Below are 23,236 nucleotides of genomic sequence, written 5' to 3' on the forward strand. Positions count from 1 at the left end.
GGGGATTCCCGAGTCAGGCGGCGGGCTCGTGCGAACCGGTCGTGACGGGACGCCCGCCGCGGGCCCATGCGCCGGTGCCGCCGGTCACGGAGTAGGCATCGATGCCGCGGGAGGTCATCCAGTCGGCGGCCGTCTTGCTGCGGTTTCCGCTGGCGCAGATCACATACACCGGCCGGTCGACGGGCAGTTCGCCGCATCGGGCGGGCACGGTGTGCAGCGGTATCGACCGCGCACCGGGGACGTGACGGCCGGCGTACTCGTCGACCTCCCGTACGTCGACCACGAGCGCACCGTCGGCCCAGGCCGCCGCGAACGCCTCCTGTGTCACTTCACGAGCCACTTCGTTGCCTCCTCAATTACCCCCGGGGGTATCTCTCTGGCGAGAGTACGGCGACTCCGAGGGGGGCGTCAAATACCCACGGGGGTATCTGGCTGAAAGGTCGCTCGCGGCTCGGCGTCACAGCCGGGGACACTTCGTGATTCCTCGGGGCGCGGCCCTGGACAGCCGGAGGGTCGTCCGGGTCACGCCGCCGGGACCGGACGCCGCGGCGCCCGCGCCGCCGTGCGCGGTGACCAACTCCTTGAACCTCGCGGCCCTGGCGATCCGGACACCGAGCAGTGGGAGGCCGGGGAGGCGGCACGCGCCCGGGCGGGCAGCACCCTGTCCCGGCCGGCCGCCTGACAGGCCCGCCCGCCGACGCCGGCAGGGCACCACTCCCGTAAGCCCCCTAAGCCCCCTAAGCCCCCTAAGCCCCCTAAGCCCCCTAAGCCCCCTAAGCCCCCTAAGCCCCCTAAGCCCCCTAAGCCCCCTAAGCCCCGTGGCCCCGTGGCCCCGTAGCCCCGCCGCCCGCTCGCCGCGAGCGGGGTACGGGGTTGTGCAGACGCGGGCATGTCTGCGAGGAGCCGGGGTGCCCGGCGCGCGGCCGATCGTTACCGAGCCCGCGTTGTCCGAGGTGCGGCTGTTGGTGTTCCGGGGGAGAGCGGTCGAGGCCGGCGACCGCGGGGGTCCTGGCTCCAGGACCTTGAGCCACAGTGGGCCCACACCCACCGGACGACGATGTTGGCGACGGTGGCTGCGAGTCCGGTGCGCCACCATTCGGCGAGGGTGACATAGCCGGCGCCGAAGCTGATGAAAAACCAGCACCAGGGCGGCCATCACCGGGGGCGCCGGTGGCGGTGGCAGCCGCGAGGAAAGTGGCGTACATGGCGGCCACGTGGGGCGGTGCAGGAGGCGAGCGGCAGCACGAAACCGCGCCGAGGGTCCACTCCTGGCGGGACGTCGGGCCGAGTTCGGCGAGCTGGACGCGGGCCGGCCCCGGGCCTCGGGGGTGTCGCGGAGGGTGGGCGGGAAGATCCGTGGCGCTCAGGCGGGGTCGGGGAGGGGGCGCCGGGCGACCTCGTGGGCGTCGTCCGGTGGCACGCCCAGCATGCGCAGGACCATCTCGGCCAGGTTCAGCGCGGCCTCGTCGCCGTCCAGGTCGGGGCGGGCGAACCTCAGTTCCACCAGGGACAGCAGGGCGCCGCCCAGTGCGGACAGGGCGACCGGCGGGTCGACGGCGGTGAAGCGGCCGGACGCCATGCCCACCTCGAGGTCGCGAAGTGCCCGCCGGGCCAGGCCGTTGTCGGAGTGGATGTGGCCAAGGCCCCTACGCCGCAGGACCTGCATCAGCTCCGGGTCGGAGTCGGCCATGCGGGCGCTGAGCCGGAAGCCGGCCGCGACGAGCTCCGCCGGGTCGTCGATCCCGGCCAGGCGCTCGTCGAAGCTCTGGCCGTACTCCTCCAGAGCGTCCACCACCGCCGCCTCGAACAGCTCCGTCTTCGACTCGAAGTGGTTGTAGAAGGAGCCGAAGCCGACGTCCGCGCGCTCCGCGATCGCCTGGATGCTCGCGCTGGTGTCCCCTGTCTCGGCGAGTATCTGCCTCGCGGCGCGAATGAGCGCGCGACGAGTCTCGGCGCGGCGCCGCTCGAACCGGTTGCTGGGCGGGGCTGACGTAGGCATGCCCAGAGTGTAACCGCGGAAGCGATGGCAACAGCAGCTCTGATGGATTCATCAATTCCTGCCGCGAACGTCTTGACGACGTAACTGTCAAACTTGATGATTTCCTCATTACGGCGATGTTGCTCGGAGGGCACCATGTCTGAAACCCCGGTCCACGGGCCCGATGTAAGGACGGCCCACCAGGACCTGCACAGCGAACAGGGCGCCCTGCGCGGGGAGCATCCCGGCCGCTCCCGTAATCCCGTGATCAAGGTGGCGGACCTTGCCTGGCTGGAGTTCGAGAAGCCGGACCTGGACCGGGCCGGGGCCTTCGCCCGGGACTTCGGCTTCCAGGTCACCGCGCGCACGGAGAGCGAGCTGTGGCTGCGCGGCACCTTCGCGGGCACGCCGTGCATGGTGATCCGGCGCGGGCGGACCTCCCGTTTCATCGGCCCGGCGTTCCGCGCGGCGGAGCGTGCCGATCTGGACCGGCTGGCGCGCGCCACCGGCTCCGCCGTGCGGGACGCGGACGTGCCGGGCGGCGGCAAGGCGGTCGGCCTGCTCGACCCCTCGGGCTTCCCGGTGCGGGTGGTGCACTGCGGCGAGCAGCTGCCGGCGCTGCCCGAGCAACGCCCGCTGCTGCTCAACTTCGGCACGGATCACCCTCGGACGAACGCCACCCAGCGCCCGCCGCGCGAGCCGTCCCGCATCCAGCGACTGGGGCATGTCGTCCTGGAGACCCGCGTGTTCAGCCGGGCCCTGGACTGGTACCTGGACACGCTGGGGTTGATCGTGTCCGACTTCCTGTTCCTGGACGGGCAGCGTGAGCGCGGCCCGGTCATGGCGTTCATCCGCTGCGACCTCGGCAGTGTGCCGGCCGACCATCACACGCTGGCCATGCACCTGGGGCCGGGCACCGGCTATGTCCACTCCGCCTACCAGGTCACCGACCTGGACTCGATCGCCGCCGGCGGCGAGTACCTCCAGGAGCGCGGCTACAAGCGCAGTTGGGGCATCGGCCGGCACATCCAGGGCAGCCAGCTCTTCGACTACTGGCGCGACCCCGACCGCTTCATGCTGGAGCACTTCGCCGACGGCGACCTGTTCTCCTGCGACGTCGAGCCCGGCTGGGCGCCCCTGTCGACCAGCGGCCTCGCCCAGTGGGGACCGCCGGCCACCCGCGACTTCCTCGGCGTCGGCCCCTCCCCCCAGCGTGTCCGCGACGTCGTCCAGGCCCTGCGCGGCGACAACGAGATGGACCCGGCGCGCCTGCTGGGCCTGCTCAAGGCCGCCAAGTCCTGAACCTCCAACCCCCTCACGAAGGCACTGACATGAGCACCAACGTCCTGCGCACCGCCGACGGCTGGTGGGCGGTCCTCCCCCAAGCTCTCGACTCCGCTCGAGCAGGGGGGACCCCCATCGACCGGGCCGTCCCCGTCGACACCAAGGCCGCCACCACCGCCGAGCTGATCGCCGACCGTGACGCCGTACGGGAGGCGGCGCTCTCGGTCGACGCGGGCACGCCCGTCGCCGACCTGGTGGCCCTCTCACCGGTCACCACTCCTTGCCGGGTGGTCGCCCAGATGGTCAACTACCGCAGCCACGCCCGCGATTCCGGCTTCACCGGCGACATCCCGCCCACCTTCTTCCGCAAGGCGTCCGGCTCGGTCAGCGGCCCCGGCGACGCCGTCGTGCGGCCCTCCCACGTGGAGCTCCTCGACTACGAGATCGAACTCGGGCTCGTCATGGGCGTGCCCCTGCCCGTGGGCACCGTGGTCGAGGAGCGGGACCTGCCGTCGTACGTCGCCGGGCTGGTGATCACCAACGACGTCAGCGCCCGCGATGTCCAGCTGACCAGGACGCAGTTCTACGAGAGCAAGTCGTACCCGACCTTCACGCCGACCGGCCCGTACCTGGCACTGCTGGAGCCGGAGGACTTCGCCCATCTCCTCGATCTGCGCCTGAAGTTGTCCGTCAACGGTGACCTGCGCCAGGACCGCACCCTCGCCGACATGATCGTCCGCCCGGCGCAGGCACTGACCCTGCTGGCCCGCTTCCAGTCTCTCGACCCCGGCGACCTGCTGCTGACCGGCACGCCCGGCGGCACGGCGCTGAAGGCCCCGCCGAAGCCGGTGGAGAAGATCGGCGCGCTGCTGCCGCCCGCGGTGAAGTGGAAGGCGTTCTTCAAGTCCCAGGCGAAGAACCCGCATTACCTGCACGCGGGTGACGTGATGACGGCGACGATCGCGACCCCGGACGGCCGGATCGACCTCGGCGAGCAGCGAACCCCCGTCACGGACACGCACGAGACCCTGAAGTGAGCCGCACATGACCGTCCCACGCAACGGGTCCGACGTACCCGTGGTGATCATCGGCGCCGGACCGGTGGGCGTGACCGCCGCCCTCCTCCTCGCCCGGCGCGGAGTCCGCACCGTCGTTCTGGAACGCCACCACGACGTCTACCCGCTCCCGCGCGCCGTCGCCATCGACGACGAGGTGCGCAGGATCCTCCAGGCCGCGGGCGTGGAGGAGGAGTTCACCGCGATCGCCCGCCCGGCGAACGGGCTGCGCCTGCTGGACGCCCGGCACCGGGTGATGGCCGAGTTCCGTCGCACCGAGCACGGCCCTCACGGGTACCCGCAGACCAGCATGTTCGACCAGCCCGAGCTGGAGCGGTTGCTGCGCGACGCCCTCGCCCGGCGCCCGGAGTGCGAACTGCGCGGCGGTGTGGAGGTCACCGGCGTCGGCCCGGACACCGTCGGCCCCGTGTGTGTGACCTATCGCGACGACGACGGCGAACACGAGCTGTGGGCCGAGGCGGTGCTCGGCTGCGACGGTGCCAACAGCCTCACCCGCGACGCCATCGGCGCCGTCTGGGAGGACCTGCGCTTCGAGGAACGCTGGCGCGTCATCGACGTCCGCACGAAGGCCGACATCCGCTGCTGGGAGGGCGTCGACCAGGTCTGCGACCCCGATCGGCCGGCGACCTTCATGCGCGTCGGCGAGGACCGCTACCGCTGGGAGTTCCGGCTCGGCGACGCCGAGGAGCCGGTCAGCGAGCTGGTCGCGCCCTGGCTGCCGCCCTCCTGCGACGGGGACTTCGAGATCGTCCGCGAGGCGCAGTACACCTTCCGGGCGCGCGTCGCCGACCGGTGGCGCAGCGGACGGGTCTTCCTCCTCGGCGACGCAGCCCACCTGACCCCGCCGTTCATCGGGCAGGGACTGTGTGCGGGGCTGCGGGACGCCTACAACCTGACCTGGAAACTCGCCCGCGTCGTCCGGCACGGCGGTGACGAACGGCTCCTGGACACCTACGAGAGCGAGCGCAAGCCGCACGCCCGGCATGTGATCCGGCTCGCGGTCGCCATGGGCTGGGCCATGACCGGCGGCCAGGACCGCGCCGCCGCACTGCGCCGCAGACTCCTGGCCGCGGCCTGCCGCATACCCGGCCTGACCGCGGCGGCCGGCCGCGGCCTCAGCCCGCTCCTGACCTCCGGGCCCCTCGTCCGGCGCCGCATGCGTAGGAGACTGGTGGGCACCCACTGCCCGCAACCGTGGACCACAGACGAGGGACGGCGCATGCGCCTCGACGAGGTGCTGGGCGGCTCCTTCACCGTCCTGACCGCCGTAGAACCCTGGCCGTCGCTTGGCGCCCTCGCCCACGCGATCGGCGGCCGTGCGATCCCCGTGACCGACCTCGGCGACGACGGCACGCTCACCGCCTGGCTGCGCGCCGGCCGGGCCGACGCCGTCCTGCTGCGCCCCGACCGCGTCGTCATGGACGTCGTCCCGGCAGGGGCCCGCGCCTTCACCGACACCGCCACCTGGGCATCCCTTCTGCACACCACGCACAGCCCCCTGCCACCCCGACGGACCGTCGGGAACAGCCTGCTGAGGAGCGCCCCACGATGACCCTGCCCGAGCCTTTCACGACGCCTGATCCGCAGGCCGTCGCGGACAGCCACATCATGGCCTTCGCCCGCCACGTCGGGATGGCCGGCGCCGACTACGCCGCCCTGCACCGCTGGTCGGTCACCGACCTGGAGGGCTTCTGGGGCGCGGTGTGGGAGTACTTCGACATCGACGCGGACACTCCGTACGAGCAGGTGCTGGCGGAGGAGCGGATGCCCGGCGCCCGCTGGTTCCCCGGCGCCACCCTCAACTACGCCCACCACGCGCTGCGGAACCTCGCCGACGACGCCGTGGCGATCATCGCCCTCGACGAGACCGGCTCCTGCTACGAGGTGACGGCGAGCAGCCTGCGCGCCCAGGTCGCCTCCGTCGCCGCCACCCTGCACGACCTGGGCGTCGGCAAGGGCGACCGCGTGGTGGGCTACCTGCCCAACACCCCGCACGCGATCGTCGCGTTCCTCGCCGCAGCGAGCCTGGGCGCGGTGTGGTCGGTGTGCGGGCAGGACTACGCGCCCAAGGCCGCCGCCGACCGCTTCGCCCAGCTCGAACCCACCGTCCTGATCGGAGCCGACGGCTACCTCTTCAACGGCACCACCCACGACCGCCGCGACGCCACCCTCGAACTCGTCGGCGCCCTGCCGACGTTGAAGGCCACGCTCCTGGTGGACCACGTGGGCCTGCCGTGGCCGTCGCAGACATACCCGTCACTGGTCGTCCCGTGGGAGGACGCCTCCACCCGCACCGAGGAACTCGCCTGCGCGCCGGTGCCGTTCGATCACCCCCTGTGGGTCGTGTTCTCCTCCGGCACCACCGGCCTGCCCAAGGGCATCGTCCACGGCCACGGCGGCGTCCTGCTGGAGCACCTCAAAACCCTCGGCCTGCACTCCGACCTCGGCCCCGGCGACCGCCTGCTGTGGTACACGACCACCCACTGGATGATGTGGAACCTGGTCGCCTCGACCCTGTCGACCGGCGCCACGACGTGTACGTACGACGGCAGCCCGGCGCCTTTCGCCAGGCTGGACGTCCTGTGGGAGCTGGCCGCGCGCCACCGGGTGACCGTCTTCGGCACCAGCCCCCAATACCTGCTGGGCATGGCGAAGTTCGGCATCGAACCCTCCGTACACGACCTGTCGTCGATCCGCGTGGTCGGCTGCACCGGCTCCGCCCTGTCGGCCTCCGCCTACCCCTGGGTCCGCGACCAACTGGGGGAGCGGGTGCTGCTGGCGTCCATCAGCGGTGGCACCGACGTCGTGTCCGGCTTCGCGGGGAGCGCGCCCAACACCCCTGTCTGGGCAGGCGAATTGTCGGCACCCCACCTGGGCGTGGCCCTGGCCGCGTACGACGCCGAGGGCCACCCGGTCACCGACCAGGTCGGCGAGCTGGTCGTGACCCGCCCGATGCCGTCGATGCCGCTGTACTTCTGGAACGACCCCGACGGCACCCGCTACCGCGACGCCTACTTCTCCTCCTACCCCGGCGTGTGGCGGCACGGCGACTGGATCACGGTCACGGGCCACGGCTCGGTGATCGTCCACGGCCGCTCCGACAGCACCTTGAACCGCAACGGCGTGCGGCTGGGCAGCGCCGACATCCACGACGTCGTCGAACGACTCCCCGAGATCACCGAGGCCCTGGTCATCGGCGTGGAGGAACCCGACGGCGACTACTGGATGCCGCTGTTCGTCGTCCCCGCCGCCGGGGTGACCCTGGACGACACCCTCCGCGAGAAGATCCGCGACGCCATCCGTACCGGGGCCTCACCCCGCCACGTCCCCGACGAGATCATCGCAGTGCCGGGCATCCCGCACACCCGCACCGGCAAGAAGCTCGAAGTCCCCGTCAAGCGCCTCCTCCAGGGCGCCCCGGTCGGGCAGGTCGTCAACCCCGCGGCCGTGGATGCCCCGGACCTCGTCGATCACTTCGCCCGCCTGGGCGCCGAACGCCGGGGCCGGTCGACGTGACGACCGCACAGATCACCCTCGCCGTCGCCCTGAGGGCGACGAAGATCGCCGCGGTGCCGTTCATGCGGCAGCGCACCTAGGCATGCCGCCGGGCCTCTACCGCGGCGTCGTCACCCTGGAAGTGGCCGGAGCCACCGGGCCGCTGCCCGAACCGGCGTCCGCCCCGCTCGGGCTGGCCGCCGCGCTCGGGCTGACGCTGCTGATGGCCGCGGCCGCAGTGCCCCTCACGCGTGAAACTTGATCAGCAATGACGAAGAGCGGGACTCAGTGAGACTGGGTCCCGCTCTCGCGTTAGGCATCTACGCTGCTCAACCGCGTGATCGCTGTGGTTGAGGCGGAGTGCCCCCGGCAGGATTCGAACCTGCGCACACGGCTCCGGAGGCCGTCGGATTATCGGGCATTCTCGCAGGTCAGGGGCTTAGTTGACAGGTTGTCAGGCGCGCTGTCCCGTGAATAGCCCGCGAAATTGAAATGCCCTATATATTCGCTATTTTCCGTCTCTGTTTGCGTCCTGAGGCTTCCCTGGGGCTTCCTGTGACCCTGGCGCTTTGAGGTGGGCCAGGGAGGGCATAAGACGTCGTCTCATTTGGAGCGCTGGGTAGTCTGCTCTGTGTGGTGATGGTCGAGCGCATGGTGCCAGACGAGTTGTGGGAGCTGTTCCAGCGGGTTGTCCCACCTGCTCCCTCGCGGCCGCAGGGCGGCGGTCGGCGCCGGTACGGGGATCGTGAGGTGCTTGCCGCGATCATCTTCGTGGCCACGACGGGCTGCACCTGACGGCAGTTGCCGCCGGTCTTCGGCCCATCGGGGCCGACCGTGCACCGTCGCTTCACCGAGTGGTCCGCCGCCCGGGTCTGGGCGAAGCTGCATCGCCTCATCCTCGACGAGCTGGGTTCGCGCGGAGACCTGGACTGGTCTCGCTGCGCGATCGACTCGGTGAACATGCGGGCCCTGAAAGGGGGGACCTGACAGGTCCGAATCCTGTGGACAGGGGCAAGAAGGGCTCGAAGATCCACTTGATCACCGAGCGGACCGGTTTACCCCTGTCGATCGGGATCTCCGGTGCGAACCTGCACGACAGCCAGGCACTCGGGCCGCTCGTGCGCGGCATCCCGCCGATCCGCTCCCGCCGCGGCCCACGCAGACGACGGCCCGCCAAGCTGCACGCGGACAAGGGCTACGACTACGACCACCTGCGCCGATGGCTACGCAAGCGAGGCATCCGGCACCGCATCGCCCGCAAGGGCATCGAGTCCTCCACCAGGCTGGGCCGGCATCGCTGGACGATCGAGCGCACGATGTCCTGGCTGGGCGGCTGCCGCCGTTTGCATCGCCGCTACGAACGCAAGGCCGAGCATTTCCTGGCCTTCACCGCCATCGCCTGCAGCCTCATCTGCTACCGCAGACTCACCAAATGAGACGACGTCCAAGTACGCCAAGTGCCTGTACGGCCGGGCCGCCATCGCCAACCAGCGCATCGAGGCTCTGCTGGACGAATACGACTGACCTTTTCCAGCCAGTGGGATTTTCTGAGTGCTCCGGATATGACCCGGCTCGCTACTGGGCCGGGTACTCGTCCTGCGGCGCGATGAGTTGGTGTCGCCAGTCAGCGAACCGCTCGCGCAGCGATGCGGCCTCGGATGCGGTGAGGCCGTAGGCGGCGAACTGCTTGTCCGTGTAGCGCTGAATGCGGGCGAGTGAGTCGGCGAACATCCGCGGATCGAAGCCGTCGTCGTTCTGCCTGGCGAGCTCCATCAGGCGTTCGCGGGTGTATCCAGCCTTGAGGAGGCCGTCGACATCGATGGCGTCGCGGACCTCCGCCCGGCCGTCCAGAGCGGTGGTCTTCCCGGCGGCGACATCGTCAGGGTGCAGGACCGGGCCGAGCTCGGAGGGCACGGGCGGATGGTTGAGGAACTCGGCGACGAGTTCCACCTTGTTCTGCGTACCGCTGACCGGGTCGGTGACGTTCAGCCGGGTGTAGGTGTGCTCGGAGTTCTGGTGGGCCAGTTCCACGGAGAAGCCTGCGGCTTCGTAGGCGGCGATGACGCGTTCGGTGGCCGCGGGCATCTCGGTGGTGGCCCGGTTGATCGGAGCAAAGAGGTCGACGTCGTCACTGACCCGGTTGACGATCTGGTGGGCTTGGACGGCGTAGCCGCCTGCCAGGGCATAGCCGAAGTCGTCGGCGAGCGCGTCGAGCCCGATGCGGATCAGTCGGCGGTGCAGCTCGTCCACTACGCTGCGGCCGCCGCAGGTGAGAGCTCGGGGAAGCGGGTCTGCCAGGCCGCACGGGTCGGAGCGGGCAGGAACAGGTCCGTCCAGTGCTGGCGCAACAGATCGGCACTCAGGTACGCCCGCAGGTCGGCTGAGGTCTGGGCTTCCCGGATGACCCGCTCGTACATAAGGAGCATGTCGGCCTCGTCGGCGAGGTCGTACTCGTAGTGCGGGCCCCAGTCGATGTGCCGGGGCAGGATCACGGTGCCGGATGTCGGCCCGACCAGCTCGTCGAGCGACTCCGGGAGGGCGTAGATCCTCGCGGCTGCATACCTGCTCATACGCCCAGCATGCCGTAACCGGCCGCGTCGTGGTGCAGACACCAGCATCCGCGTGAGCAGTGAGCGTGACGTTCGACGAAACGCCTGATCACAGCTGTTTCCAGCACTGACCCGGAAAAGTCAAACGGCCTGCTCGTCCGTATGCTTTCCGACCGCCCTCGTCGGCAAACGCGCAGGTCACAGCAGATGTCCTCCGGCGGCTGCTCCGCCTTGCGGCTTTCCCGTCCCACGAATGTCCCACGCGGAGCCGTTGTGTGGGATCGGACATTTGGGATTTCGTCCGCCTAGCGCCATAAAATCGCAGGTCGAAGGCTTGCTGGACCGAGTGGTCATGACCAAGGTGGCCGTGTGCGTTTGGCGTGTACAAGAAAGACCCTGACCGGCGTTTCCGCTGGTCAGGGTCTTGATTTCCGGTGCCCCCGGCAGGATTCGAACCTGCGCACACGGCTCCGGAGGCCGTCCGATTTCCATGCGTTTTCGCAGGTCAGCGACGTACCTGACAGATTGTCAGGCCCGCCGTCCCGCACATGTCCCGCGAGAATGAAATGGCCCATTCATTCGTCTTGTCCGGATCATTCCCTGTCGTAGCCGATCCATGCGCCATGACGTAGATCACGGCTTCCTCGGACAAGCGTAGGGGTATACGGTGCGCCCCTCAATCGAACAGGGGAGGCTGTCCGGAGCGTGCGGGCAGGCCAAGCGAGCCGGTTGCGCGCCGGCATCGGTGAGGGCGCTCCCGCATGGCGGAGGGCGAACGGTGGCTGGCGGGCGTGTCCCGCCACTTCTCATCCGGCTGCCCTGGGGGCACGTGTCTGTGCTGGCCTTCCAGTAGGCGGGGCGGGAGGTCCGTTGCTGACGCGGTGCCGTAGTGGCCACAGCCTTTCCCGCCATCGAGGAGATCCTCCAGCGCCGCGCGGTAGCGAGCCAGGCCGTCACTGCTGCACAAGAAGCCGTCGACGCACTCGCCCAAGAGCCTGCCGCCGTCGCCACAGCTACGCTCACCTCCGTCGAACGATGCGCCTTGTTCGCCGAACGCATGAACGAATTCCTCCATCGCTACCGTGAACGCGGCTGGGTCAAGGGCGCCATCACCATCAACGACAGTGACCTCACCTTCTACGTCGGCACCCGCCCCTGGGACCAAGCCCTTGGAGCAGAGCCGAAGGTGCTCTTCTTCCTGGCCTACAGCTACGCCACTCTCTTTCTGGCATCCGACCTCGACGAAGAAGCCGCATTCCCCGGCCTGCTGCTCCTGGACAACCCGTACCAGCAGGGCATCGGAAGCACCGTGGTCGACGACGTCCTGCGAGATCTGGCAAGCGCAGCCCAGAGCACGGGCACCCAGGTCATCAGCACCCAGGCCGTTCCGGTACCACGCGACCCGGCCACCATCCGAGAAATCCACATGCCCACCGAGTACGAAGCGCCGTAGGCCGGCCCTCCGGCTAAGCGAGACGCGAGGGTCAGCGCTGACGATGATCTCGATCCCGGTCATTGTCTCTCGCCAAGCTTTCCGGCGGAGATAGTCGATCATGGTCATATCGACACCTGTATCCGCATCCAGGGACCACAACAGGGTGTCGTTGGGTCAAGGCAGATTCGGGCGAGCAGGCTGCGGCGGAAGAGGTCTCGCAACCGTTCTACGGAGTGCGCGATCGCTGTTCCATCAGGTAGGCCATCGGGAACGGTCAAGACAGTCGCGAACGGCCCCATCTCCAGTAAAGGCTCAGCAGGTGGACCACAGCCAGTTGTCCAAAACTGCCCAGGAGGCCCCGGAGGTGTACAACGCTTATCTCCATGGACGAAATCGCCAAGAACGTTATCGCGGGGCTGTCGGCGCTCTCTGAAACCTGAACCGTGACCCCCTATCGGTCGATGAGAAGTGACCCCTTCCGTGATCAAGTGATCCGTCTGGCTCCATGGGAGTCAGGTGGATGTGCCACAGCCCGCGACGCTGCTCCCCATGCCGTCCTGGTGGTTTCGCCGTGGAGTGTTCAGGCGCTGGCGAGGCCGCATCAGTGGGACCGTGCCCGATCCTCGGGCCGCGACCGACATCCGGCTCCGTCCGGTTGGTCTGGGCGGCCCGGATCAGGGCGGACGTACCGTCAGTCCTCCAGGCGTACCGGCATCAGGATCGAGAAGGTGTCCTCGTCGTCGGGCCGGCGGATCGCGATAGGCGCCGTGGGGGCGCCGAGCTCCAGCATCAGCCGGTCCCGGGTTCCAGCGGCCAGCGCGTCGATCAGGAACTCACGGTTGACTGCGACGCGGTTCGGGTCGTCGTCGGCGTCGGTGCAGACGGTCACCGTGCCGCCGTCCTCCACCCTGAGCACGCTGAGGTCGTGCGCTCCGGCCTCGCCGGAACGGACAGGGCCGGTCTCCAGGGCCTTGCGGAAGTCCGCCACCTCGATGAGGGCGTGGCGTTCTGCGGCTGGGGGGAGGAGACGACGGTAGTCGGGGAAGTCGTGGTCGAGGCACCGGCCGGCCGCTTGCCTGTCCCCGACATTCAGTGTCACGTGGTCACCGTCGACGGAGAGCCGCACGGGTCCCTCGCCGTCCAACAGCGCCCGCATCGCGTCGGCGAGCGGGGTGGGCACGATGACCTGGATCCGGCTCCCCTCGTGCCCAGCTGTACCGGCGTGTGCGACGGCCATTCGGTACCGGTCGGTGGCCACGAGGTGAAGGCTCTCGCCCTCGATGTCGAAGAGGATCCCGCCGAGCATCGGCAGCTCCGGGTCGGTGCTCGCCGCGAAACGGACCGCGTCCAGCGCGGCTGCCAGCTCGGGTGCGGTGGTGGACAGCCGTACGGTGGCGATGCTGAGCGAGGTCATGACATTCTCCCTGTGATCAAGTAGTGCTCGGAGCGCGGAGAACTCGCCGCAGGCATCGGACAGCCCCTGTTCGAGACGGCGCAGGTGTGCCTCGAGAAGCTTCCGGACCAGATCGGTGTCCTCGCCGGACCAACTGGCCAGCACCAGACGGATGTCCGCCAGCGGCATCCCCGCCCGGCGCAAGCGGGCCAGCACCCGGGCGTCTTCGAGCTGCTCGGGTTCGTACCAGCGGTAACCGCTCACTGGATCCACCCAGGCCGGGACCAGCACACCGGCGCGGTCGTAGAACCGCAGGGCGCTCACGCCCAGGCCGCTGTCACGGGCCATCTCGCCAATGCTGCGCATGTCGTTCTCCACACCCGGCACTCTGGGCCCTGAACAAGGTCGAGGGTCAACCCGGCTTTCGAGCGGGTCTCGCGACAGCGGAAGGCCGGTGCGTGTGGACCGACGTAGGTGTCCCTCCGCGTGGGCCATCGGGTCGCCGAACGCTCCCCTGCCCCACGCCATTCCGCAGCGATCACAGCCCGTCAGTCCCCAGGACACCATTTGAACGTTCGTAATCGACGATCCGTTGGCCGGTTGGGGGCCGATCAGCAGGCTGTGCTGTCGCCGTTGCCGTCGTAGGGCGGGGTGAATGGCCGACTGCCCTGTTGTAGGTCGTGGAGTGCTGTTTCGAGCAGGTGAAAACGTACGCGCTCCTGTTCGAGCCGCACGTTGTTGCCGAACTCCCCTTCCGTGAGAATTTGATAGAGGTCGGCTTCCCCGGGTGTGAGGGTTCTGAGGTGTTCGGAGGTGGGTGACGCTTCTTTCACCCATTGGTCGCGGTGGGACATCAGTACGTCCCTGTCCATCAGGATTGACTCCGTGTGGGGGAATACCCTGCGCAGTCGGTCGAGAATGGCGAACCCGTGTGTGTCCAGGTCGCCCCAGTAGACCAGCCGGATGTTTTGGAGCCAGGGCAGGCTGGAGAGCAGGGTGACGGCGTAGCCGCCCCCGTGGAGGACGATGCTGTGGGGCTGACGGGGAAATGCCAGGTACGTGGTTTCGTTTTCGATGACGTACGCCGTTGTGATGCCGGGCGGTGGTGCGGTGAATTCTTCGGCGCGGACGGTGAGTTCCCTGAAGCCCGCCAGCGCTTCACTGCCGAGGAGCCGGAATCTGAGGTAGGAGGGCTTCTGGAGGAAACGGAAGCGGGCGGCGAAGTTCGTGCGCGGGGCTACGGGGTCGATGCGCTCGGCCGGCAGGCAGTGTTCCAGCAAGGTGGTCAGGATGGCGCGATGGTGTTCGATGAATTTGGTGTCCACGCCTGGTACGTCGATCTGGCGCAGGTAGACGGCCGGTCCTCGGTAGTCGGCGATCCAGCGGATGGTGGCTTCCAGGCGTGGCCACTCGGCTTCGAGTTTGACGACCTTCATGGGGTGGGCTGCCATCCAGGTTGCAAGAGGGGGAATTGCGGCCCGGGCGGAGAGGAGGAGGGTTTGGAAACGGCTGACCGTGCCGGTGACGCCCAGGAGGTTCCACAGGTCTTCGCGGTGGTCGATCCAGACCTGGTGGGGGGCGTGGTTCACGCCGGCGCGGCGTCCTCCCACGTGGCGGTACTCGATGCGCAGCCGTTTGTGCGCGTCGGGGGCCCATGACTGGGCCCAGGCCCGAGCTGCCTCGTAGCGGCCGGTGATGTCGTCAGCTTTGGGCCCGCGCAGGGGGATGCCGATGGGCTCCCAGGGTGCCGCTTCGGCGAGTTGTGTGAGGTAGACGCCGGTGTCCCAGCGCCGGCGCAGGCGAGCGATGACTGCGTGGGGTGTGGTCCAGTCGGGGGGCGCTGCCATGTCAGGCCCCCTGTCCGGTGGTGGGGGTGGCCGCGGACAGCGCGTGGGCGAGGCGCTCTTGCCGGTATTGGGCGATGGTCAGGGTGCGCAGGCGTGAGTGGTGTCCGGTTGGGTTGTCGACGAAGCCGACGGCGGACACATAGGGCTCGATGACGTGGATCTTCTGCAGTGGGGTGACGATGAGCAGTTGCAGGCCGAGGCGTTTGAAGAGGTCCAGGGCGAAGCGGGCGGATTCCTCGGAGCCGCGTCCGAAGGCTTCGTCGATGACGACGAACCGGAAGGTTCGGGGGCGGTCGTTGTCGAGTTTGAACTGGTAGGCGAGGGAGGCGGCCAGGATGGTGTAGGCGAGTTTCTCCTTCTGGCCGCCTGACTTGCCGCCGGAGTCGGAGTACACCTCGTACTCGGTGTCGTCGTCGCGGCGCCGCTCGCTGGCGCTGAAGACGAACCAATGACGGACGTCGGTGACGCGTTTCGTCCACTCGCGGTCGGCTTCGGTGTGTCCCTCGCGGCCCTTGAAGCGTTCGATGAGGCGCCGCACCTGGCGGAACTTCTCCTCGGAGTACAGATCGGGGTCGTCGTCGGACAGGGCGTCGTCCGTGCAGGCCCGCAGTTCCGTGGTGAAGTCCCGGATCTCGGTGTTGGGGGTCCGCTCGGGCTTGAGCATGATGTAGCGGCCGGGGTTGTAGTCGATGCCGGCCAGGGATTCGTTGATGGTGGCGATGCGATCGCCGATCTCGTCGGCCCAGTTGTTCAGCTGGGCGTGGAAGCCCGCGATCTCCCGGATCACGTTGGTCTTCAGGTAGTGCCGGAACTGCTCCTCGAATCGTGGCAGGTCATCGGCGACGAGGCGCCGGTGCAGTTCGCGGTAGCCGGGAGCTGAGCTGACGGAGTCGTCGAGTTCGCCTGTCTCGGCCGGGTAGCGGTTGCGGAAGGTTCCCATCTGGGAGGCGATCGTTTGGGCGAGGCGGGTCTGCTCCCTGCCCCAGCGGGTCTTCGCGGTGGCCAGGTCCTCACGCAGGCGGGCCTCGGCTTGTGCGCACTCCTGGGTGGTCCGGCACCGAAGGCGGGATTCGGCCAGGCGCCGTTCGACGGCAGAGAAGTGGACCTGAGCGTCGGCGGCGGCCGGCTCGTCGAGCAGGGCATGGGCGGCATCGCGGGTACGGACGGCCGCCTCCAGCTCGCCCGAGAGCCGGCCCAGAGCCTGGTCCGCCGTCGCGCACGCGTCTTCTTGCTCGGTAATGTCCTTGGCGATGCCCTCCAGGCAGCGGGAGATTTCGTCGAGGTCCTTTGACGCGGCCTCCAGGTGCTGCTTCTCTTCGTTCAGTTCGGTGATGTGCCGGACGGCGGAGGCCCAGTCGATCTCGCTGTAGTCGTGCAGGGCCGCGAGCTGGGCCAGGACCTTGTCGAGGCTGATGCTGTCGTCGTGGGCCGCCTCCAGACCGTGCTTCTTCTCCGCGACGCTCCGCTGGGATGCGTGGATGTGGCCCGCCCGGTCGAGAAGCGCGTCGATCTTCGCCTGGTTCGTCCAGCCCAGCACGTAGGAGCTGCGGTCGTCGATGCGGTTGGTGTCGTTCTTCTCGTGACGGCCGCGGGCTCCCTTGATCAGCCCTTGGCGGGTGACGGCCAGGTCTGCACGCCGGAAGTCCTCCATGGTCTGGGCGCATTCGTGCGAGGCGAGGCGTTCCAGCTCACCGGCAAGCCACAGGGCGAACGGCGAGTCCTGCCTGACCTCGAGCTTGGTGAACAGCGCGGCCGAGGTGGCGTACTGGGTGCGTCGAGGCGGGATCTTGTCGGGGACGCGGAAGTAGACCAGCCTCGTCCCCAGATGATGATCATTGATCCATCCAGACACGCGGCCGTATTGGTCCCCGGGAACGAGGAGGGACAGTGCGAACCCGCGCAGCAACCGCTCGGCGGCGCCGGCCCATGCCTGTTCGTCCTCACGGACCTGGATGAGCTCGCCGGCGAAGGGCAGCGTGCTCTCCTCGATGCCCAGCTCTTGGCACAGACGAGCGCGCAGCTCCAGCTGCTTCCTGGGGATGTTGCTGCGCCGCGAACGCAGGCTGACCAACTCGTCGTTGAGGTCCTGGGCCTGCTGGCGCAGGCGGTCGGACTCGACCGCGATGACCTCCAGGGCTTCGCGGGACTCTTGTTTGGCCGTGGCGACGTCTTCCTGCGCGCGGGCGATGTCCTGGAGGCGGTCGGTGAACTCCTCGGCGTCGGTGACCGGGGCGAGGCCGGCCTGCTCCAGTAGTACGGTGTGGTTCTTGGCGCGCAGCTGCCGCGCGGTACGCAGGCGGGATGCCTCTTCGATCTGACGTTCCAGTTCGCCCAGGCGGCCGCCGCCCAGTCCCGCACGCTGCAGTTCCCATCCGCGCTGCTGGGCGCGAAGGCCCTCCAGCTGCTCACTGGCCGCCTGCCGCGCGCTGGTGTGGCGGCTCAGCTCGCGTTCCAAACGTTCACGTTCTGTCTCCAGCAGGAGGGAGGTGCGCTGGGCGAAGAAGTAGCGCAGGGCGGCCTGCTGGGCGTCTGCCTCGTCGATGCTGGTTCCGAGGCGGTCGTAGCGGTCGCAGTCCGTCAGCAGCGGGGTGAGGGCCTCGATCTGGGCACGTGCCCGCTGGACGGAGTCGTAGGTGGTGGTCAGGGCGTCGAAGTGGGCGACGATGTTGTCGGTCATGGCGAGCGCGTCGAAGGGTTCGAGCATGTGGCTGCGGACGAAGTCGTCCAGGCTGCCGACGGCCTTCATCGACACGGTCTGGTGGAACAGCTCCAGGGCCTGCTCGGACTCGATGCCCAGGCGGCGCCGGAAGTCCTTGCTGTAGGGCGGGAACGTCGTCTGAACCCGCACCCCACAGGCCGTCAGCCGTTTCTTCAGCGCCCTGACTTCCGTGCCGAAGTCGGCGAAGTCGTCCGCCACGGACAGGGCACGGTCCGCGACCAGGAACAGCCGATCCGGCTGTGTGGCGTTGGCGTCGGGCAGCCAGAACACCTGCCCGAGCGTGACCGTCGCCTCCAGCGCGGGGTTGGCGAACACGCCCAGGATGACCGAGTAGTTGCCGGGCTTGCGCAGAGCGACCGGCCGGGTGGCGCCGGTGGTCTCGTTGCGCTCGGACTTGTAGTAGCCGAGCACGTAGGAACGCAGGTTGCGTTCGCGGCTCTCCGCCCCGGCGGCCTTGTTGTAGGCGATCCGGTGGGCGGGCATGAGCAGCGTGGTGACGGCATCGACCAGGGTGGACTTGCCGGAGCCGATGTCGCCGGTCAGCAGAGCGTTGGCGCCGCTGACACCGAAGGACCACACGTGCTTGTCGAAAGTGCCCCAGTTGTAGACCTCCAGCCGATCGAGCCGGAACCCGGCCCGGCCGAGGTCCGGAGAGGAACCGGTGGGGAGCGGGCCGGGCTGGCTGGGGATCACTGCAGTCCTTCCTGGGGAGCGTGTGTGGCCGCGTACTGGGCCAGGTTGGTCTCGAAGTCGGCGAGCCACTGCCCGTCCACGAACGCCTTGATGATCCGCTGCACCTCGAACAGGTGCTCCTGGCCGCGCGCCCGGCGCAGGAACTGCAGCTCCACCACCTTGTTGATGTGGGCATCGATCTGGTTGACCAGGCGCGCCTCGTTGCTGCTGGCAGGCAGGAAGGTGCGGATCATCTCGATGATCGCATCGCGGGTGATCATCAGCCGGGTTTCGCCGGAGCCCGCGTCGAACTCGGCGAGCCGCTTGCGCAATAGCACGAGCAGCAGGCTGACGGGATAGGACAGCGACCGGCGTGGCATCAGCCGCGGTGGTGCGGTGCTGGGATCGCTGTCTTCATCGCCGTCGGGCTTGGACTGGAGGAACGCGTAGCCTTCCGTCTCGTCGATCACGACCCGCAGACCCATGACGTCGACATGGTCCTGGACGCGGGCGCGCAGGCGGAGCAGCGCCTCCCAGGCCCGCTCATGCTGGTCGCGGAAGACTGGTCCCTTGAGCAGCTGGTTGACCGGCAGGGACAGGGTGTACGCCGACCCCTGGGCGGGCATGGGAGGCGTGGTCATCGCTGCTCCTTCTGGCTCGATGCCCAGGCGACGCCGGGGCTGGTGCGGGCGTAGGTGACGACGGGCACTGTCGCGACCTGCCGGGCGCCGTCGTCGCCCAGCCATGTGATCTCTTCCTGGCGGCGGTCGTCGAAGACGGTGGTGAAGCCGTCGTCCGGCAGCGCGAAGTAGGTGACGAGCTCGGCGAGCCCCTGCTCCAGCGGATGGTCACGCAGGATCTCGGACAGGGATACCTGCACCCGGGAGCCGAGCGCGTTGCGCACGGCTGCGCTGAGCCGGGCGGGATCCACGTACACCGCCTTGAACAGGGCGTCGGCGGCGAACTCCTCGTCACCCGCCTGGATACCGGTGCTGTCGATCGGTGTCTTGGCGACCGGCGTGTACAGGGGCCGCTCCATCGGCAGCACGATGGCCGGCGCCGCGGCGTCGATCTCGGCGACCAGATGCACATCTGCCACATCGCGCAGGGCGAGGGCGTGGGTCTCGATGCCGCGCATCAGTTCCATGACACGGCGGTCCTCCGTCCGTACGCGGTCGTCGAGGAACCGGCGCAGCTGCTCCGACAGCTGCCGGACCGTGGCCTGCGTGCGCTCCGCCGCCTCCAGCCAGTCCCGGGACATGCGCCGCATACGGGGGTCGGGCTCCCCGATGGCGTCCATCGTCTCGACCTCGGTCAGCAGCCGCTTGAGCTCCTCCTGCCTGCGTGGCGCCAGCAGGAAGTCATAGAACGCCTGAAAACTCCGGCCCTGATCAGATTCCGCGATGCTCTCGCGACTGCCCAGGACCTCATCCAGCAGCTCGCCCTTCGAGCCGTCCCACACCGCGATCCTTCGGCGCAACTCTCGGTCCAGCTCACGGAAGTTCGCCTCGACCTCGCGGAAGTCGGCCAGCAGCCCGTGGGCTGTCGTCGTCACCTGTTGGTAGCGGTCCCGCAGCCCTGCGCTGTCGAGCACGTCCACCTCGCCGGCCTGGACACGCTCGATCTCGCGGTCGATGTCGTGCCGGCGCCGCATCAGTTCGGCCAGCCGTGCCTCGGGGTCGGTCTCGGCCCCGAATGTCATCTGCCGCAGCAGGTCGAAGATCGTGTTCAGTCGCGATTCCGTACCGACGAACGAGCGCTCCTGCAGGGACCGCACCCACGAGATGGCCTTCTCCACCGCCACGGTGGCGTCGTAGTGCGCCTCGTCCGCGTCCGGCGGATAGTACTTGCGCAGCCAGCCGTTCTTCGGCGCCGACCAGTCATCCAGGTACTCCCGGGCGGACTGCCGAAACGTCTCCTGACCCAGCCGCTCGTTGAGGGCGAACAGTTCGTCGTCCAGACGTTCGATCAGCTCCGAACCAGCGATCGACCGTATCCCCTGCTCGACGAAGACCTTGTTGAGAAAACTCAGCACCAGCGCCGCATTGGTGGCCGTCAGTAGCCGCCAGGCGGCGCTCTGCTTGCGTAGAGCGACCAGACGGTCGTAGCCCAAGTCCATGCAACCCGCCCTTACCTACTGCCCCATGACGCGACCGCGCCACATGCCGATGGCCTGGCGCACGCCCCACTTGAAGGGAAGCCCATGCCTGCATGGCTGTGTGCGGAATTGCCTCGACAGCCACGAATGCACCGTAAGGCCCACCACTGACAACCGGTCCGGCGGAACGGACCGCGGGCTATGCACCGCGAACCGCAAGAGGGCGGCGGTGAGCGGGAGGAAGGCTGCCTGGGACGGCTGGTCCGCACGGTGCCACGGGAGCCGACCGGTAAGCGCGTCGTCTGCGGAAGGGGGTTGGGTCAGATCTTGATGATGGTGACGCGCCCACCACACAGGGAGGTCAGGTCCTCGGGGTCGGAGGTGAGGATCGTGACAGGGCCGGGGGCAGCCAGGGCGGTGGCGCTGAGCATGGCGTCGATGGCGTACTTGTGGCCGTGCAGGCCGGCGTCGGCGAGGAGGGCGGCGGCGTGGCGGGCGATGGGTTCGGTGACTGGTTCGACGACGAGGCGGGAGAGGGTCCATTCCAGGGCCGGGCGGTTGATCCGCGGGTGGACGACTTCCACCAGGGTGGCTGCGGCGGTGATCACGCGTAGGTCGTCGGCGCGGGCCAGGGCGAGCCAGGCGGTGACGGTGCGGTCGCGGAGGACGGCCTTGGCCAGTCCTTCGCTGTCCAGCACGAGGGTGCCGCCGGGGACGGCGGGGGAGCGGCTCACGCGGCGTTCGCTCCGTCCGTCGCCTGGTTGTCGCGGGCCTGGTGGAGCTGGTCGCGCAAGGTCTGGATCTCCTCGTCCGTGACGGGGCCGTGCTCGGCCTCGGCGACGGCGATGAGCTCGTTGAGGTTGTCGCGCTCGATCTGGCGGGCGACGGCTGCGGCGACGTAGGCGGACAGGCCGGAGGGGCCGCTGCGGGCCTTGGCGGCTTCGGCGATGTCGCGCGGCATAGTGATCGAGTACTTGCCGGTAGGCTCACTCATGCTACCTATCCTACCTTCCATCCTCCTAGATTCGCGTCGTCCCGCGACCTACGTGGCATCGGGCGGGCTCGTCGTCCTGCCGGGCGCGGTGCGGGATCAGGGTGCGAGCGCCACGAGGGCTTCGCAGAGGGTAGTGGTGTCGTCGAGCGCCTGGCGGCACATTTCACCGGTGACGACGAGGCGCTGCCCGACGCGGGCAGTGGACGCGGGGACTCTGGCCAGGTATCGCGCGTCCACGACCCCGTCGTTGTGCGTGAAGACGTGGCGGGTAGCCCAGGTCTCCGTCAGCCGCTGCCATTTCGCGGGCCCGACAGCGGTGCGGATGTCCGCGTGTCCGGCGGCGACGAACAGATCCGCCGTGTCGTCGAGGCGCTGGAAGACGTTTCCCTTGCCCCTGAGGTGGTCCTCCGCATTGGGCACGGCCGTGCGGAAGATGGCGGAGGCAAGCGACTCGACGGCGCCCACCATGTTCTCGATTGTGTCCACCCAGTTGCGGGTGAAGACCCCTTGCTCGCGCAGCGGCGCCTTGGCTTCGGGCGGAAGGGCCTCCAAGGCGTCCAGTCGTGCCTTGTCGGCCTCCAGGGCGTCGAACGCCACGGAACCGGCGGGGAGTTGTCCGCAGACTGGGCAGTAGCGGTGTTCCCCGAAGACCGCATACCGGTCCTGGCAGCCGGGGCAGGTGCGGATGCGGGCGAGGCGTTCTTCGCTGATGCCTGGCAGGGGACGGGGGTAGTAGGGCTGCGACCGATAGGTGATCGACACCCCACTCCCTCGGGAGTTGCGGCGGGACAGGCCGCTGAAGGCGCGGTCCAGTTCCCGGCTCACGATCTGCATGCCGAGGTCGCCCACGGCCTGCATGAGGCGTTCGCGCTGCTGGGCGGTCACGAACTCGGAGTGCTCGGCGTGGTGGCCGCAGTAGACGCACCACTGCTGCGCGTCCATGCGGAAGAGCAGCGAGCAGTCCGGGCACTGGCGTCCGAGGAAGCCGTCCTCGTCGAGCGGGATGCTGATCCGCATCTCGTACGCATCACGTTGGCGGCCGACGATTTCTGCGCCCTCGGCTTCTGAAGTTGCGGTGGTCGCGCATGAGCTCGATTGTGCCGTCAGACACTGACAGTGGGCCCTGGTCATGGACGAACCAGCGGACAGGAGGCGATGCGGACACATGGCGGCAGACCCAGACTCACCCCGCGAGGCACAGACCACTCGCCTCGCCCAGATTGCACCCGTCCGTGTCCCAGCCTGCCTCGACGTATGCGACCAAACCAACGTGATCGTCATCCAGCTGTCCGCCGCCGGCGCTCGCCCCGTCTGGCTCGGCCGTCAACGACCCGGACGCGACCGAGGACGTCGCCGCATGGGTAGCAGCGGGAGGGGCCCCGGCATCGCTGCCCGGCCTGCCATTCTCGACCTCTACGCCTTCACGCTGCCACGGCGGCCGGCCTCCTCCCTGCCGTCCGAAGGGGAACGGAGGAATCCGGGCTGAACGGCAACGACCCACCAGACCGTTTGCGGTTCCGTGTGCCGTCAGTCACATCAACGCAGGTAGCGCGCCATGTACGAAGGAAATCGACCCCAAAGTTCCCGCGACGTGGTTCGGCCGGCATTTGCTGGGCAGCAAGATCACTGAATGCCTGGCGGTGAGCTGTTGACCTGCGGAAATCCGCCCGGGAAAAGGGTTATCCACAAGCTGTGG

18 protein-coding genes, 2 tRNA genes and 2 pseudogenes are annotated in these 23,236 nt (G+C 68.7%); 8 read left to right on the forward strand and 14 right to left on the reverse strand.

Translation table 11 applies throughout. The features are described 5' to 3' along the window. Positions 1 to 13: 13 nt before the first annotated feature. A complete protein-coding gene (locus ACH5AC_RS03510) occupies positions 14 to 340 on the reverse strand; it encodes a rhodanese-like domain-containing protein (RefSeq protein WP_398859909.1) in 327 nt (108 codons plus the stop codon). 1,023 nt (positions 341 to 1,363) lie between these two features. Continuing rightward, the gene (locus tag ACH5AC_RS03515) at positions 1,364 to 1,999 is read right to left on the reverse strand and encodes a TetR/AcrR family transcriptional regulator (protein WP_398859910.1); all 636 of its coding nucleotides are present in this window, start codon (positions 1,997 to 1,999) and stop codon (positions 1,364 to 1,366) included. Positions 2,000 to 2,134: 135 nt separating this feature from the next. Between ACH5AC_RS03515 and ACH5AC_RS03520 the strand changes: the two genes are divergently transcribed. From ACH5AC_RS03520 to ACH5AC_RS03540, 5 genes are all read left to right on the forward strand, one after another. Next, positions 2,135 to 3,280 (forward strand): VOC family protein, encoded by a 1,146-nt coding sequence (locus ACH5AC_RS03520; protein ID WP_398859911.1) that lies wholly within the window; start codon positions 2,135 to 2,137, stop codon positions 3,278 to 3,280. 29 nt (positions 3,281 to 3,309) lie between these two features. Further along, the gene (locus tag ACH5AC_RS03525; RefSeq protein ID WP_398859912.1) at positions 3,310 to 4,299 is read left to right on the forward strand and encodes a fumarylacetoacetate hydrolase family protein; all 990 of its coding nucleotides are present in this window, start codon (positions 3,310 to 3,312) and stop codon (positions 4,297 to 4,299) included. A gap of 7 nt (positions 4,300 to 4,306) precedes the next feature. Next, entirely contained in the window at positions 4,307 to 5,890 is a 1,584-nt protein-coding gene (locus tag ACH5AC_RS03530) for a bifunctional 3-(3-hydroxy-phenyl)propionate/3-hydroxycinnamic acid hydroxylase (RefSeq protein WP_398859914.1), read from the forward strand. Continuing rightward, entirely contained in the window at positions 5,887 to 7,854 is a 1,968-nt protein-coding gene (locus tag ACH5AC_RS03535; protein ID WP_398859915.1) for an acetoacetate--CoA ligase, read from the forward strand. Before ACH5AC_RS03530 ends, ACH5AC_RS03535 begins: the two co-directional genes overlap by 4 nt. 82 nt (positions 7,855 to 7,936) lie before the next feature. After that, entirely contained in the window at positions 7,937 to 8,095 is a 159-nt protein-coding gene (locus ACH5AC_RS03540; RefSeq protein WP_398859916.1) for a hypothetical protein, read from the forward strand. Positions 8,096 to 8,194: 99 nt separating this feature from the next. On the opposite strand, the gene ACH5AC_RS03545 is transcribed toward ACH5AC_RS03540, so the two are convergent. Continuing rightward, a tRNA-Arg gene (locus ACH5AC_RS03545) sits at positions 8,195 to 8,272 on the reverse strand. Positions 8,273 to 8,472: 200 nt separating this feature from the next. On the opposite strand from ACH5AC_RS03545, the pseudogene ACH5AC_RS03550 reads away from it, so the two are divergent. Beyond that, positions 8,473 to 9,269 (forward strand): annotated as a pseudogene (locus tag ACH5AC_RS03550) (IS5 family transposase). A 139-nt stretch (positions 9,270 to 9,408) separates the two neighbouring features. Here the strand turns inward: ACH5AC_RS03550 and ACH5AC_RS03555 are convergent. From ACH5AC_RS03555 to ACH5AC_RS03565, 3 genes are all read right to left on the reverse strand, one after another. After that, positions 9,409 to 10,083: a nucleotidyl transferase AbiEii/AbiGii toxin family protein gene (locus tag ACH5AC_RS03555; RefSeq protein WP_398859917.1), complete on the reverse strand. Its 675-nt coding sequence runs from the start codon at positions 10,081 to 10,083 to the stop codon at positions 9,409 to 9,411. Further along, complete coding sequence (locus ACH5AC_RS03560; protein WP_398859918.1) at positions 10,083 to 10,403, reverse strand: hypothetical protein; 321 nt, start codon at positions 10,401 to 10,403, stop codon at positions 10,083 to 10,085. The genes ACH5AC_RS03555 and ACH5AC_RS03560 overlap by 1 nt, the downstream gene beginning before the upstream one ends. 417 nt (positions 10,404 to 10,820) lie before the next feature. Next, positions 10,821 to 10,884, reverse strand: a tRNA-Arg gene (locus ACH5AC_RS03565). Positions 10,885 to 11,271: 387 nt separating this feature from the next. On the opposite strand from ACH5AC_RS03565, the gene ACH5AC_RS03570 reads away from it, so the two are divergent. Continuing rightward, entirely contained in the window at positions 11,272 to 11,835 is a 564-nt protein-coding gene (locus ACH5AC_RS03570) for a hypothetical protein (protein ID WP_398859919.1), read from the forward strand. Between the two features lie 673 nt (positions 11,836 to 12,508). Here the strand turns inward: ACH5AC_RS03570 and ACH5AC_RS03575 are convergent. The 8 genes from ACH5AC_RS03575 to ACH5AC_RS03610 all read right to left on the reverse strand — a co-directional run bounded on the left by ACH5AC_RS03575 (position 12,509) and on the right by ACH5AC_RS03610 (position 22,557). Continuing rightward, a complete protein-coding gene (locus ACH5AC_RS03575; protein ID WP_398859920.1) occupies positions 12,509 to 13,576 on the reverse strand; it encodes a MerR family transcriptional regulator in 1,068 nt (355 codons plus the stop codon). Positions 13,577 to 13,821: 245 nt separating this feature from the next. Beyond that, entirely contained in the window at positions 13,822 to 15,057 is a 1,236-nt protein-coding gene (locus tag ACH5AC_RS03580; protein ID WP_398859921.1) for a Wadjet anti-phage system protein JetD domain-containing protein, read from the reverse strand. 1 nt (position 15,058) lies between these two features. Then, positions 15,059 to 18,469, reverse strand: a complete 3,411-nt coding sequence (locus ACH5AC_RS03585) for an ATP-binding protein (RefSeq protein ID WP_398859923.1) — start codon at positions 18,467 to 18,469, stop codon at positions 15,059 to 15,061. Further along, positions 18,466 to 19,089, reverse strand: coding sequence for a DUF4194 domain-containing protein (locus ACH5AC_RS03590; RefSeq protein ID WP_398859924.1), 624 nt, complete (start codon positions 19,087 to 19,089; stop codon positions 18,466 to 18,468). Before ACH5AC_RS03590 ends, ACH5AC_RS03585 begins: the two co-directional genes overlap by 4 nt. Then, positions 19,086 to 20,567: a DUF3375 domain-containing protein gene (locus tag ACH5AC_RS03595; protein ID WP_398859925.1), complete on the reverse strand. Its 1,482-nt coding sequence runs from the start codon at positions 20,565 to 20,567 to the stop codon at positions 19,086 to 19,088. The genes ACH5AC_RS03590 and ACH5AC_RS03595 overlap by 4 nt, the downstream gene beginning before the upstream one ends. A gap of 299 nt (positions 20,568 to 20,866) precedes the next feature. Next, the gene (locus ACH5AC_RS03600; RefSeq protein WP_398859926.1) at positions 20,867 to 21,280 is read right to left on the reverse strand and encodes a DNA-binding protein; all 414 of its coding nucleotides are present in this window, start codon (positions 21,278 to 21,280) and stop codon (positions 20,867 to 20,869) included. Then, a complete protein-coding gene (locus tag ACH5AC_RS03605) occupies positions 21,277 to 21,540 on the reverse strand; it encodes a CopG family transcriptional regulator (protein WP_398859927.1) in 264 nt (87 codons plus the stop codon). The genes ACH5AC_RS03600 and ACH5AC_RS03605 overlap by 4 nt, the downstream gene beginning before the upstream one ends. A 96-nt stretch (positions 21,541 to 21,636) precedes the next feature. After that, positions 21,637 to 22,557, reverse strand: coding sequence for a hypothetical protein (locus ACH5AC_RS03610; protein WP_398859929.1), 921 nt, complete (start codon positions 22,555 to 22,557; stop codon positions 21,637 to 21,639). A 148-nt stretch (positions 22,558 to 22,705) separates the two neighbouring features. Between ACH5AC_RS03610 and ACH5AC_RS03615 the strand changes: the two are divergent. After that, positions 22,706 to 23,026, forward strand: a pseudogene (locus tag ACH5AC_RS03615) (hypothetical protein). The last annotated feature ends 210 nt before the right edge of the window (positions 23,027 to 23,236 follow it).

The organism is Streptomyces sp. NPDC018693 (assembly GCF_044391385.1).
Lineage (GTDB): Bacteria > Actinomycetota > Actinomycetes > Streptomycetales > Streptomycetaceae > Streptomyces.

What these genes read in the sequence shown, in the direction of transcription:
- ACH5AC_RS03515 (WP_398859910.1), bottom strand. Translation starts at nt 1,999, where the DNA reads ATGCCTACGTCAGCCCCGCCCAGCAACCGGTTCGAGCGGCGCCGCGCC.
- ACH5AC_RS03520 (WP_398859911.1), top strand. Translation starts at nt 2,135, where the DNA reads ATGTCTGAAACCCCGGTCCACGGGCCCGATGTAAGGACGGCCCACCAG.
- ACH5AC_RS03525 (WP_398859912.1), top strand. Translation starts at nt 3,310, where the DNA reads ATGAGCACCAACGTCCTGCGCACCGCCGACGGCTGGTGGGCGGTCCTC.
- ACH5AC_RS03530 (WP_398859914.1), top strand. Translation starts at nt 4,307, where the DNA reads ATGACCGTCCCACGCAACGGGTCCGACGTACCCGTGGTGATCATCGGC.
- ACH5AC_RS03535 (WP_398859915.1), top strand. Translation starts at nt 5,887, where the DNA reads ATGACCCTGCCCGAGCCTTTCACGACGCCTGATCCGCAGGCCGTCGCG.
- ACH5AC_RS03540 (WP_398859916.1), top strand. Translation starts at nt 7,937, where the DNA reads ATGCCGCCGGGCCTCTACCGCGGCGTCGTCACCCTGGAAGTGGCCGGA.
- ACH5AC_RS03560 (WP_398859918.1), bottom strand. Translation starts at nt 10,403, where the DNA reads ATGAGCAGGTATGCAGCCGCGAGGATCTACGCCCTCCCGGAGTCGCTC.
- ACH5AC_RS03575 (WP_398859920.1), bottom strand. Translation starts at nt 13,576, where the DNA reads ATGCGCAGCATTGGCGAGATGGCCCGTGACAGCGGCCTGGGCGTGAGC.
- ACH5AC_RS03580 (WP_398859921.1), bottom strand. Translation starts at nt 15,057, where the DNA reads ATGGCAGCGCCCCCCGACTGGACCACACCCCACGCAGTCATCGCTCGC.
- ACH5AC_RS03590 (WP_398859924.1), bottom strand. Translation starts at nt 19,089, where the DNA reads ATGACCACGCCTCCCATGCCCGCCCAGGGGTCGGCGTACACCCTGTCC.
- ACH5AC_RS03595 (WP_398859925.1), bottom strand. Translation starts at nt 20,567, where the DNA reads ATGGACTTGGGCTACGACCGTCTGGTCGCTCTACGCAAGCAGAGCGCC.
- ACH5AC_RS03605 (WP_398859927.1), bottom strand. Translation starts at nt 21,540, where the DNA reads ATGAGTGAGCCTACCGGCAAGTACTCGATCACTATGCCGCGCGACATC.
- ACH5AC_RS03610 (WP_398859929.1), bottom strand. Translation starts at nt 22,557, where the DNA reads ATGCGGATCAGCATCCCGCTCGACGAGGACGGCTTCCTCGGACGCCAG.